Raw genomic sequence first — 13100 nt, 5'->3', positions numbered from 1 at the left:
ATTAGACGATTCCGTGTTTTCTGAATGCTTCCAACCACAACGGGCCTATGTGTTCTATGTCATAGCGACCTGCCTGCTGTTTGGCGGCGGCAGCTATTTGTTGCCGGTAGGTATCGTCCGTAGCCAGGCGAATCAGGGCTTTTGCGTAAGCCTTATAGTCATTGTTGCGGATGACGATGCCGTTCTTCCCATTATCAATCATGTCGTAGATGGCTCGGAAAGAGTCGAATCCGATGGGCACTACTCCCAAGCTCATGGCTTCTACAAATACCGTGGGCAGCCCTTCGATGACAGAGGTGAGGCAGAGGATGCTTGCCCGGTCTATATAAGGGATAGACATCTGGTGTCCGGTCAGTTGGACGCGTTTGAGTTTTTTATCGGCTATCATCTGTGCGTACTCTTTATACTTTCCGCCGTCGCCTACCATGATAAGCTTCCATTCGGGCAGTTCGTCCTGAACCATCTCCCAGATTTTGAGCAACTTGGGCAATCCTTTCTCGGAGTCGAATCTTCCCACGAAAATAATCTCTTTCTTCTTCTGCTCTATCGGGATATTGCTTTCAACGGGTTTGATGGCATTGGGAATGGCGGACAGCCTTGAGGCGTCTTTCTTTCCTATCAACTGTCGGAACTCCGGAATGTAGGAAGGGGACAGCAGAACGATTTCGTCCATCGTATTGTAGGCGGAGATATTCTGATAGCTTTCCACTCTCTTCAACAGGAAGAGATAAAGCCGGGGAAACATCCATTGGAATAATCCTTTTAGCCCGTGCGCATCTTTCAGCTTGAGCTTGGGCAGTACGTAGGCTTTCAACTGAGTGGTATGTTTGGGACAGTTGTGAATCATGGTGAACAACTTAACCTGTGGATTCCTTCGCCTTATTTCGAGGAAGAACCTGCGTGTATCTCCTGTGATGATGTGCGAATAGTCGAGTATGACATCAATTCTTTTTTCTGCAATGTAGGTACAGGCAGCTTCTATGTTGCGGGGGGTGTAGAAGCCTTCATAATCGTCGGGCAGATGAAGTCCGTTTTCAAACCCGCTGTCGTCCACTCTCAAGTAGCAAAAGAACAGTCGGCTTTCAGCTCCGTGTGCTGTCAGCCATTCCGTCAGTTGGGTGTAGAAGTAGTAGAAACTGTTTGCCCGATGTGGAAATGCTTTGGATTGTAGGATTAGGATATTCATGGTTCTGGTATTTTATGTTGTTGCCTGTCAGGACTTGTGCTTTCTGCGGATGAACTGAATCGACTCGAGGAAGATGACAGATTGCATTTTCCACAGGACGAGCGCATATATGGAGGCAACGAATACAACTTTTATGATGAGCGAAAGATACAGGTTGCTGATGCCAAGCGTCATATAATAAGCGGTAGTTGTCAGTGTGGCGGATAATAAAAAATAGGGGGCGATGTCTTTCAGCATGGTGAACAGCGTCAATGGTATTTCCCTGCTGACAAAGAAACGCCAGACAAACATCCACAGGATATTAATGGCGGCAAACAGGTAAATCATGATGTTGATGCCGTAGGGATAGCTGATGCAGGCGGTTATTATCTGCAACAGGCTCAGCGTTATGGTGTTGAGCATGAATATGGAAGAGCGTCCCCGGCTGACAATGAGGTTCGACAACAGGTTATTGACTGGTACGAATGCCCCCCATATGCATAATAATTGCATCATTTTGGCCGATTCAATCCATTTGTCTGTAATGGTGATTACGATGAATTCTTTGGAAACGATGCTTAGGCCGAACATGGCAGGGAAAGAGATGAAAGCAGTGAACCGTAGCATTTTGCGGAATACGGCCAACTGCCGTTGTGGGTCGTTGGCTACGTTCGCCAGTACCGGTTGGGCCACCCCGTTTATCATTCCCGTGATGAGTGAGTGCCCCATATTGTTCCATTTGTTGGCCTGACTGAAGTCTCCTACTGACTGCTTGCTGTAATATTTTCCCAACAACACGGAGAACAGGTTGTTGTTGATGGCTATGAAAATATTCGTAATCAGCATCTTGCTGCTGAATCCGAACATCTCCTTGATAGGAGAGAAGTCGATGTGGAAGCTGGGCTTCCATTTGGCGTAATACCAGTTGAGCAGGACGACTACCGCTACGTAAACGATGGATTGTATGGCAAGTCCCCAGTAGGCAAATCCGTTGGCGGCAAGGATGATGGATACGATGCCGGAAGCTACAAGGGCCGTCAGTGAGATGATGGCGTTCTCTTTCACTCTCAGATTTCTGAAAAGGATGGCACGCGGCGCTATTCCGAAACTGGATATGAAGAAACCCAGAAATGCCAGACGGGACAAAGGAATGAGCTCCGGTGTGCTATAATAACGGGCAATAAGCGGAGCGGAGAGATAGAGCAGCCCATAAAGTGCCGTGCTACATAGTATGCTGAACCAAAAGACAGCATTGTAGTCTTTGTCGGATACTTTCGTCCGGATGGCAAGCGCGGCGATGAAGCCGCTTTCCTGCAAGATGGAGGCTATGGATGAGAAGATGGCCAGCATGCCAATCATACCGTAGTCGGCACGCGACAGCATTCTGGTCACTATGATTCCTATGATGAGGCCGAGCAACTGCTGTATGCTGCTGCTGAGTCCACCCCAGAATAATCCTTTGGCTGTTTTCTGTTTCAGCGATTGCTCTTCGCTCATTTCATTGCCTTTCCTTTGCTGGTTAAACGGTATTTTTGTGTCGGACTTTTAGGCGAATCCGGCTGAGTCTGTTCTACTATATCCAGTCTCATGGCAGGCTGGATGTAATCGTATAGCAGAGTAGGGCGATGCCTTAAATTCAATGCTTCCAAAATGTCCTTGATACTCATTTCTTTATCGGACAGTATCTTTATTAGCGCTATTACTTGTTCGGTTACTTGTTCGGTTACTTGTTCGGTTACTTGTTCGGTTACTTGTTCTTTAAGGTAGAAAGTGACAACCACTTCCCCCTGATTGTCGGATAAGGTTGGTATAGGTAACCCCACTCGTTTACATTCGCTATACATTAAATCTAAGCCACGTCCCCAACTTTCCAGCATTTTTCTACGGTAAAGCACATTGGCTATTAACGGATTATTGGGAATTGATTTGTGAGGTGACGTTAAATTATTGATATCAATTCCTTTCGGTAGCTTTCCTGTGTTGATAATTTCTATCCTGTCGTCATAAATAGCGATGCCTGTAGAACCACCGATGTTTGAATAATCTCTGTGACAAAGAGCATTGATTACCGCTTCTCGCAGTGCCTTGTAGGGTATGGATAATTCTTCTTCTCTTTCTGCTTTTATGATTTTTCCGGATAAAGACAGATGTTTGAATAGAAATGCCATGGCTTCATCGAATAGGATAAAGATATTTCCTTCTATTTGAGCGTTGTCAATAAATTCCGAACGGTTTGTACCTTTAAATCGCGCTAGTCTTAGTTTGCACTGAGGAAAATGGCTGCTCGTTTTTTTTGCGAATAAAACAGCGGCCGCATTTTTAAATAGTCCGTCTTCTGCCAAATCTAACTTATCTAATAGGACAGGGATGGATGTATTTTCGATGGTGGATTCCGGAAGACGCCCGTTTTCAATCCCCAGCCGTATTGTTCCGATAACCTTCTCTTTATCGAACATTTCCACAGATAGCTGTTTGTTGGGGAATGCTTCCCATCTGAATTGTTCCTTGTGCCTGTTGATTAGCAACTCATTATAGCTCTCCTGAGACATGATGGAAGTGGTACTTTCTATTCTGACATAAGCTCTTCCGTCAAACAAGTACGGTTTCCTGTTGAAGATATCCTCAAAATGGATGGCGATGATATATTTGTCTTTATGAGTGGGAATAGGGATGTATTGTACGTCCACAAAAACTGCAGGCTCAAATTTCCTTAGCGCTCCGGCTATTTCTTTCTTGGTTTTGTCAGAAACTTCCTGGCCGGTGATTTTCCCTTTATCATTGATTCCAAATAACAGATATCCACCATTTGCAGAGTTCATAAAGGCACAGCCGGATTCCATACTTCGTGTCAGTTGACCCGTTGTTTCCTTGAACTCCAGGGAATTGGATTCTTTTGAAGCGGTTAAATGCGTTATTTCTTCAAATGTTATCAGCATGGATATATGATTAAAGAGAATAAGAAGAAAGAATATACAAGAGAAACTTGTATCGGCTTGTGTCTCTTGTATACTCTCTTTTGGATAATTATTTTACTTCGCTACCCGGCTTCACTTCACGTCCCGGCATAATGACTGCCAGGCTGCCGTCGTTATTCTCGGCACTCAGAATCATGCCTTCGCTGACGATACCTTTCAGTTTGCGGGGGGCAAGGTTGGCGATGAAGCAGACCTGCTTGCCTACCAGTTCTTCCGGTTGGTAATGTTTGGCAATGCCCGACACGATGGTACGTGTTTCCAGTCCGTCGTCAATCTTGAATTGCAGCAGTTTGTCTGCCTTAGGCACTTTCTGGCATTCGAGGATAGTACCTACGCGGATATCCAGTTTCGTGAAGTCCTCGAAGGCAACGTTTGCCCGAATCGGATTGGCTTTGTAGTTGGCTTCTTCGTTCGCTTTCTTTGTATCGAGCAGTTTTTGTACCTGCGCTTCGATGGTAGCGTCTTCGATTTTTTCGAACAGCAGTTCCGGCTTGTTCAATTGGTGACCTACCGGAAGGAGGTTGTCACGTCCCAGTTCGGACCATTCGAAGGTGTCCATGTTCAGCATCTTGCGGAGTTTTTCCGAGCTGAACGGCAGGAACGGGTCGAAAGCAATGGCAAGATTGGCAACCAGTTGCAGGGAGATGTTCAGGATAGTTCCTACACGTTCCATATCTGTCTTTGCCAGTTTCCACGGTTCGGTGTCGGCAAGGTACTTATTGCCGATGCGTGCCAGGTTCATGGCTTCTTTCTGTGCGTCACGGAATTTGAATACGTCGAGCAGCTTTTCCACTTCCGCTTTTACGTCGGCAAATTCTTTCAGGGTTTCCTTGTCGTAGTCGGTCAGCTCGCCCTGTGCGGGCACGCACCCGTCGAAGTATTTCTGTGTCAATACCATCGCACGGTTCACGAAGTTGCCATATACGGCTACCAGTTCGTTATTATTGCGAGCCTGGAAGTCTTTCCAGGTGAAGTCGTTGTCTTTTGTTTCCGGCGCGTTGGCAGTCAGTACATAGCGGAGCACGTCTTGCTTGCCCGGGAAATCAACCAGATATTCGTGCAACCATACTGCCCAGTTGCGTGAAGTAGAGATTTTGTCTCCTTCCAGGTTCAGGAATTCGTTGCTCGGCACATTCTCGGGCAGGATATAGCTGCCTTCCGCCTTCAGCATGGCAGGGAACACGATGCAATGGAACACGATATTGTCTTTTCCGATGAAGTGCAACAGGCGGGTTTCGGGGTCTTTCCACCATGTCTCCCAGCTATCGGGAAGAAGTTCTTTCGTGTTGGAGATGTATCCGATAGGAGCGTCAAACCATACGTAAAGCACCTTTCCTTCCGCTCCTTCTACGGGAACGGGGATACCCCAGTCGAGGTCACGGCTTACGGCACGTGGTTGCAGTCCCATGTCGAGCCAGCTCTTGCACTGACCGTACACGTTCGGACGCCATTCTTTGTGGTCTTCGAGAATCCATTTGCGCAGCCAGTCTTCGTGTTTGTCAAGGGGAAGATACCAGTGCTTGGTTTCTTTCATCACCGGTTTGCTGCCGCTGATGGCACTTTTCGGGTTGATAAGGTCTGTCGGCGAGAGTGAAGTTCCGCATTTCTCGCATTGGTCGCCATAGGCTCCTTCCGAGTGGCAGTGCGGACATTCGCCCGTGATATAACGGTCGGCAAGGAATGTTTTTGCTTCTTCGTCGTAATATTGCTCGGAAGTCTTTTCGATAAATTCTCCCTTGTCATATAATGTCTTGAAGAAATCCGAAGCCAGTTGGTGATGCGTCGGTGAAGTGGTGCGGCTATATACGTCGAATGAGATGCCGAATTCTTTGAATGATTCCTTTATCAGCGTATGGTAGCGGTCTACTACATCCTGCGGGGTAATTCCCTCTTTTTTTGCGCGGATAGTGATGGGCACTCCGTGTTCGTCGGAACCGCCGATGAATAATACATCTTCTTTCTTCAGGCGCAGATAACGCACATAGATATCTGCCGGTACATATACACCGGCCAAGTGACCGATGTGGACAGGCCCGTTCGCATACGGCAGTGCCGATGTGACGGTGGTTCTTTTGAATTTCTTTTCCATTGTATAGTGTGATTTTATTGTTTTCAGCTTTGCAAATTTTGTTGCTTTCAATTTTGCAATGTGCAAAGATATTGATTTTTCACCACGGATTATACAGATTCACACAGATTTTTATTCTCATGGTTGTGGCTGTCTTGTAGTCGTGGCTGCCTGTACGGTATGTGGCAACTGTATGATACAACATTCTGCGGGGACTTTGAGAATGAATATGAAAAATCAGTGTTCCTCTGTCTCCTCCATCCCCTTTATCTCCTCCGTGTCCTCTGTGGTGAAACCTTGAAATTTACATCATCATGTGCCTCCTGATGGAGAACTTCACGATTGCCATCGCATTGATGGACGCGAACGGGATATCCATCGGCTCGTGATGCGTATTGTAACTCACTAGTTTGATGCACCCTTCCTTGTCCGAGCGGTTGACGTATTTCACCGCCAGATACTCGTCTCCGTCAATCATGAACGACACCAGGTATATTTCCCCGTAGATGACGTTTTCGAAACTGCTGATTTCCTTGTATCCGATGATGTCCCCCGATTTCAGTATGGGATACATGCTGTCCCCGTTTACATACACCGCCCCGTCGCAGACGGAAATATTCGGAATCAATATCTTCCCCAGCGCGTACTGCTGCTTGTTGGTGAACAATGTTTTCAGGTTTGCCGCTGCAGTGATGTCGTATAACGTCACGCTCCGGTCGTCTACCGGTTCCACTGCTTTCGGATTGTGTATAATCTCCACTTCTCCCCTTGCCAGTTCGCTTTCGCAGAATCTCGGCTGGTGCACGGGGCTTCCTTTCCCCAACAGCAGCCAGTTGTAGTCCACTTTGTCGCCGAACTTGTCAAGCAACAGCTTGAAGTCTATGCTGTTTCGTGCGCCCCAATTAGTAACTGTCGCTCTCGAAACTCCCAAGTATTCAGCCAGTTCGCTGTCTCTTTTCAGGCCTAACACCTGTTTGGCACGCTTGATGATGCCTGTGACATCTAAATTTGTATCCATTCTGTTATCGTTTATTTTTGATGTAAATATTCATAAATATGTTAGCCGTTCATTCATAGCTCTTTATATACTTTTTGAAAATTAAATATTAAAACCGTTTGCTTTTTTGGTGTAAACTGCTTTATCTTTGTGGCGTGTAAATCACAAATATGTTTCAAAAATATAAATTAAAATTGTAATATCTATGAGAAACGATGAAAAGTTTACGAAAGGTTGCGAAAAAGTTCATTCTCCACCATTGAATCTCCTCTATACGGCTACCTTGCTGGGCATATATATCCACTATGATGGAGCTATATATTCACCACGGTAAGTATATATGTCCACTATGGTGGGTATATATCGCCAATAAACAATAAACATATTCTCGGAATTAAAAAAGCAATTATCATTATGAAAACAAAAACCTTATTGACACGACAGTCTACAGCTACCGTTATTTGTAAAAACTGTAAGCGTGAACTTCCCTTGGAGTCCTTCTACATGAACAAAACAACCCAGTGCCCGGATAAATACTGCAAAGAATGCCGTAAATCCCTGAGCCGTCGGCACTACCTCAGTGGGAAGAAGCTTCCCTGCATCAACTTGTCCGGCCGTCTTCCCTATCCTGTCATTACACAGATTGAAGACCGCGGCACACGTATCCGGCTTATTCTGCATGCCCTTCAGGTAGTACATCTGAGTATGGAGCGTAAAAAGAAGAAAGTCCGGGACGAAGAATCCTTACTGTAACAGCGTACTGACTTTTACTTCAAGATTCAACAATGTGAATCCAATATCACGGGCGCCTGCATGGTTTTCACTCCCCGACGGAGAAGAAGCCATGCGGAGAGCTTGAGGAATTCACTCTTTATAAACTTTACACAAAATAAACAGATTAACTATGGCAAGAATAAAGAAAAAGGGACTTGACTATTTCCCATTGAATACAGATTTTATCCATGACCGTGCCGTCCGTCGCCTGATGAAGCGTGAGGGCGACTCGTCGCTTGGTATTTTGATTGAAGTGCTTTCGTATATCTATGCTGGCGAGGGGTATTACGTGGATGCAGACCGTTTGTTTTATGAAGACCTCTCGGCAGGTCTGTATGAGAAGAGTGCGGATGATGTGGAGCGTGTTATCCGGCTCGCAGTGGAATACGGTCTGTTCGATAGCGGCCTTTTTGAACGTGAACGCATTCTGACTTCCGTCGAGATACAACGGCAGTATCTTTTCAGCACCCGCCGTCGGAGCGTTTCGCATCTGGAAGCGGCGTATTGTTTGCTTGTCAATGAGGAAGTCGCTGATAACAAGACAGGTGCGGGAGATAAATCACCTGCCGAGTCTGAGAAAACGGAACTTGAGGAAAGCATTACCGGGGGTGATAATGTAACATTTATCCCTGAAAATGTAACATCAAGTACACATAGCATAGCACAGAATAGCACAGCAGAGAACAGCAAAGAACACCCCCTCTTCAATTCTCCCCTGGAAACGGCAGGGGAGAAGGCTGGGAGGAAGAAGGAAAGAGAGGAGATTTCTTCTGCAAGTTCCTGCGGTGGGGAGGGTTCCGGTTCCGTCAAGCAGAAACAATGTACACAAAAAAAATGTACGCAGAATTATACGCAGGAAACTATCGACACGCTTTCTCCCCCTGCTGACGGGACGTCACGCAACTATGCGGGGTTGCTTGATAATCTCCGAAGTTACGGCATTCCTCCCTCGGAGCAATATGCGATAATTCTGAAAAGTAACTTCGGTGCTATTGGCGGTGCGGTGTGGCGTGGAATTGCCACGCTGCGTGGCAGCGGTGGGAAAATAAAACTTCCCGGGCGCTATCTCCTGAGTGTTGTCAACAGGAGGGAATAGACTGCTATGTGTTGATACACAGCAGATAGCGGTGGTTAAGAATTTAGTTAAGACACAACTTGAAAAATGCTTGTATGCTCTAATGTGAATGTTATATCTTTGTAGTGTCGATAAGCTTACAGACAAAACTAAATAAACAGAATTAATTAACACAAAAACGAATCGGATTATGAATTTATTACGGAAATTGGTATTGGCGTGCATGTTGCTCGTCGCAGGAATGAATCTGTTTGCGCAGGAGTCTGCCTACGCTTATGATGCAAACGGTAATCTGACAAAAGATTTGAATAAGAACATTGTTGATATTCAATATAATTGTTTAAATTTGCCAAGTCGGATAGTCTTTAGGAATGGAGACAATATATCCAATGTATACAGTGGTGACGGAACCAAGTTGCGTACGGTACAGGTTATTGGCGGAGATACGCTGACAACGGATTATTGTGGCAATGCGATCTATGAAAACGGGGTGCTGGTGCGGTTGATGACCGATGTAGGATATATTGCGATGTCGGATACGAGCTATCATTACTTTATCAAGGACCATCAGGGGAATGTGCGTGTCGTTGCGGATGAAGATGGTAACGTAGAGGAAGTGAATGATTATTACCCATTCGGGGGATTGATGTCTACGAGTTCCCGACGGAGTGTCCAGCCGTATAAGTATAATGGGAAAGAACTGGAGACAGCGGGCGGGCTGAACTGGTATGACTACGGTGCCAGACGGTATGATCCTGTGCTGGGGAGGTGGAACGGAGTGGACCCGTCCTGTGAGAAACACTACAACTGGAGTCCATATACTTATTGTAAGAATAATCCGGTGTTGAGGGTGGATCCGGATGGGAAGGATGATTATGTGATAAATTATCGTGGTCAAGTTAGACGGATGAGAAAGACTGATAGAATTGTTGATGTTTTATACGCCAGTGGAACAAGCGGGGCAGTGTCGAAAATAAACCCTGAATGGAAAAATATTAGGGTATTTGACAAATCAATTTTACCTGCATTGGAAGAAAACTTAGGTAGTGATATCCGTGATGCTGATTATTTTGTAGAAACGTCTAGAGCATATGATGCGGCCAATATCGTAACATTTGGTATTGAGAATACTGGTGTTGAATGGAGATATACTGCCGGATACAGGGATGGAGAAAAGAAATATATCATAGGAAACAGTAGCCGTGAATATAGTGTTTCTACATTGGAAGGTATAAATAAGAAGCCATTTGAAGGATTTCAGCCAATCGTGGACATTCATTCCCATCCCAGCACTCAAGGCGCATCCGAGCATGATATGCTGAATTCCAAAGGCAAGAATGAAGTATCCTTTGGAGTTTATTTTAAGGATAACAAAACCCTTTATGAATATAATTCCGTAAAGAGTAACCTGAACTCTATAAAAATGAACTCCATGCTGGATTTAATGCGGTATACATTTAGACAATATAATAAAAAACGATGAGAAGGAGTACTTGTATCTTGTTTATAAGAGTGATGATTCTTTCGACCCTGGCATTTTCATGCCGGGGTTTGAATGATCGTAAGGTGGAGCCCGTAGTCATTGCCCATGCCAAGGCGGTGATAGATTCGAATTTTTTGCACAGCCCCTATCTGCAGGTTGCACAGTATGATTTCAATACAGCTTGGCTGTATATTATTGCGCCTAACAATTCTTTTTGGCTGGACACAGGGAAAGAACGTGTAGACAATGGTTATGAACTTCCGACCGATTTGATGGAATATAAAGGGAAATTTATATTCTTCTATCTTAACAATAAAAAGCGGTTGAGCGAGGAATTTCTTGACAAAACAATGAGGCAAAAGAAAGGGGAAAATTATAGTGAATTGGATACGCACACACATATGGACACTTGTGGTATATGGGTGTATTTTAAAGATAAACATTCAGACAGGGCTGCATATACACATTGTGGCGATCGTCAACCCTTTTCTGCATATCCTGAATTGCGTTACTTCTTATGTAATGAACAGGATTCATCCGTTTATTATTCTCATATTATTGATATGCGAATGTGGAAGCCATATATATATGGAACGGAAAACAAGTACGGAAAATTCTCTAATCTCAATCAAATAGAATTTAGTGTGAAAATATGTAACCGTACAGATTCTGCACTTTATATAAGTACGCGACCAGAAGAGTATGGGCATTTTGTTTTTCAAGATGGTGAAAACTCTTTAACTTTCCATGTAAGCGATGTGGAAGGTGCTGCTGAAGTATCTCCCGGAATGTATGAAATAACTCCCCATACCGACATTGTCTTAGACTTATCCACAGAAAAAAGCCCTATTGTATTTAAGGATGTTCCTCGGAAGAAATATCCGGAGAAAATACATCAGATGGTTTATGATTCCGTATATTACCTTCCGACGCATACTGTGCCCCAAAGCGAGAAAAGGTATATTTGGAATAAAAAATTCAAGGTTTATCCCCTTTATCTTAGTTATTATTATTACCGTATAGATAGTGTGGAACATACTGTTTATTGGGATGGGGAGATAGAAGAAATTGTCGGGAGAAAGTTTAGACGGTGAAGTTGTTGTTTAAAATCCCGTATTGAGAATGAGACTTTTAAAATAAGTACAAGTAGCGAACTGTTGAAAAGGTTGAATGATAAATTTATGAAGCAATGAGAAATATATTCTTTAATTTGATGTTTTTATTTGTTATGGTAGGCTGTGCGCAGCCTACTCTTAACAAGGTGCAACAAGTGGTGGAAGAGCAATCCGAATTGCTTGTGGACTGTGGCTTGATACATAATAAATATGTGGTGCTATATGAATTGGCGGTGAATGATTCCAATCATATATATATGATTTCGGACTCTGAATTTCCTGTAGAACCGCGTTTGGAATCACCTTCTAAAATCGTTCCCTACAAGGATAAATATCTCTGCTTCATAGAATTGGACGAACAGGAGATGCCTATGGCTGATATAAAAGAGATAACTGGGTATTCCGGTAATCCCATGGTTGAAATAGACTATACTCCCAAATGGTGTGTAGTGATATCCAAGTTTGGAGAAAAAAAAGCATTGGTGGAGCTTTCAACGTATGAGGACTGGTCGTCATGGTTTGATATTGTGGAATTATGGCCATATTTGTCGGGGTATGTGGAAGACTATCCGGTACAGATGGGGATGCTGTCCCATGACATTCAATTGGAACGTTATCCGGGTCTCTCGTTAAATGCAGATAGCATAAAGCGGGAACTATTTGATTGGAATGGCGTGAGGATAAAGAGTGTATATGGTCAAATGTATTTGAGGAATAATACGACTTCCACCGTTTGTCTGTCCTCAAGTACGAAAGAACACTATGCTGTTGTGAATGGTCGGGATAGCCTTTATTTATCCCTTTGCGATTCTTTGCCCATTGTCTTGAAGCCACTTGAAAGAAAGACAGTGGAATATAGAAGTTTGTCTGGTCAATCGGGTTTGCTTTTTTTTGAACATTTGGCATCCGAAAAAAATCCCTGGGAGTATTTTTATAATCTATTCTGCCGTTCAACCTATTGCCTGATGAATGTAAATGGGGAAGAACTGAAGACAAAAGTCATGTTTCACGATATTGGTAATTATGGGTTTGAGATCACTTGTGAAAAGTTTGGAAAAGAAACTCTGTTCAGGATATTGAATCACGGCATATACGATAAGGAGGATAGAATAGAGAAAAATACTAAATTGTGGTGGACTGAATGGAACAACAGAAGTGAGGCAGACAAGCAAAAAATATCAGATGCTGTAGATAAAAAGTTAAGTGAGAAAAGGCAAAAAATAAATCCGGATAAAGAATGAACGTTTCATTGTGGTGATAATATAAGACGAACAGAATTGTTGATATTTTATACGCCAGTGGAACAAGCGGGACAGTTTCGAAAATAAATCCTGAATGGAAGAATATTAGGGTATTTGACAAGTCTATTATTCCCATCCCAGCACTCAAGGCGCATCCGAGCATGATATGCTGAATTCCAAAGGCAAGAATGAAGTATCCTTTGGAGT

11 protein-coding genes are annotated in these 13100 nt (G+C 44.0%); 6 read left to right on the top strand and 5 right to left on the bottom strand.

Annotated elements, in window-relative coordinates:
* Position 1 precedes the first annotated feature (1 nt).
* The 5 genes from CLIN57ABFB40_RS12295 to CLIN57ABFB40_RS12275 form a co-directional block, all read right to left on the bottom strand.
* Positions 2-1186 carry a glycosyltransferase gene (locus CLIN57ABFB40_RS12295; protein WP_175630392.1) on the bottom strand — a complete coding sequence of 395 codons (1185 nt, stop codon included), beginning with the start codon at positions 1184-1186 and terminating at the stop codon, positions 2-4.
* Between the two features lie 27 nt (positions 1187-1213).
* Positions 1214-2662, bottom strand: coding sequence for a lipopolysaccharide biosynthesis protein (locus tag CLIN57ABFB40_RS12290; RefSeq protein ID WP_175630391.1), 1449 nt, complete (start codon positions 2660-2662; stop codon positions 1214-1216).
* Positions 2659-4101, bottom strand: a complete 1443-nt coding sequence (locus CLIN57ABFB40_RS12285) for a Fic family protein (RefSeq protein WP_175630390.1) — start codon at positions 4099-4101, stop codon at positions 2659-2661. The genes CLIN57ABFB40_RS12290 and CLIN57ABFB40_RS12285 overlap by 4 nt, the downstream gene beginning before the upstream one ends.
* A gap of 88 nt (positions 4102-4189) precedes the next feature.
* Complete coding sequence (metG, locus tag CLIN57ABFB40_RS12280) at positions 4190-6289, bottom strand: methionine--tRNA ligase (protein WP_410489613.1); 2100 nt, start codon at positions 6287-6289, stop codon at positions 4190-4192.
* A gap of 223 nt (positions 6290-6512) precedes the next feature.
* The gene (locus CLIN57ABFB40_RS12275; RefSeq protein ID WP_175630388.1) at positions 6513-7226 is read right to left on the bottom strand and encodes a S24 family peptidase; all 714 of its coding nucleotides are present in this window, start codon (positions 7224-7226) and stop codon (positions 6513-6515) included.
* Between the two features lie 184 nt (positions 7227-7410).
* Between CLIN57ABFB40_RS12275 and CLIN57ABFB40_RS20455 the strand changes: the two genes are divergently transcribed.
* From CLIN57ABFB40_RS20455 to CLIN57ABFB40_RS12250, 6 genes are all read left to right on the top strand, one after another.
* On the top strand, positions 7411-7539 hold the full coding sequence (locus CLIN57ABFB40_RS20455; RefSeq protein WP_262886964.1) for a hypothetical protein: 129 nt from the start codon (positions 7411-7413) through the stop codon (positions 7537-7539).
* 80 nt (positions 7540-7619) lie between these two features.
* Complete coding sequence (locus CLIN57ABFB40_RS12270) at positions 7620-7958, top strand: hypothetical protein (protein ID WP_175630387.1); 339 nt, start codon at positions 7620-7622, stop codon at positions 7956-7958.
* 151 nt (positions 7959-8109) lie between these two features.
* Positions 8110-9075 (top strand): DUF4373 domain-containing protein, encoded by a 966-nt coding sequence (locus CLIN57ABFB40_RS12265; RefSeq protein ID WP_175630386.1) that lies wholly within the window; start codon positions 8110-8112, stop codon positions 9073-9075.
* Positions 9076-9244: 169 nt separating this feature from the next.
* A complete protein-coding gene (locus tag CLIN57ABFB40_RS12260) occupies positions 9245-10537 on the top strand; it encodes an RHS repeat-associated core domain-containing protein (RefSeq protein WP_175630385.1) in 1293 nt (430 codons plus the stop codon).
* Positions 10534-11631 carry a hypothetical protein gene (locus CLIN57ABFB40_RS12255; protein ID WP_175630384.1) on the top strand — a complete coding sequence of 366 codons (1098 nt, stop codon included), beginning with the start codon at positions 10534-10536 and terminating at the stop codon, positions 11629-11631. The genes CLIN57ABFB40_RS12260 and CLIN57ABFB40_RS12255 overlap by 4 nt, the downstream gene beginning before the upstream one ends.
* A 95-nt stretch (positions 11632-11726) precedes the next feature.
* Positions 11727-12893, top strand: a complete 1167-nt coding sequence (locus CLIN57ABFB40_RS12250) for an Imm65 family immunity protein (RefSeq protein WP_175630383.1) — start codon at positions 11727-11729, stop codon at positions 12891-12893.
* Positions 12894-13100 lie beyond the last annotated feature (207 nt).

The sequence above is a fragment of the Bacteroides acidifaciens genome (assembly GCF_903181435.1).
Taxonomy (GTDB): domain Bacteria; phylum Bacteroidota; class Bacteroidia; order Bacteroidales; family Bacteroidaceae; genus Bacteroides.
This window is presented reverse-complemented; position numbering and strand designations above follow the sequence as displayed.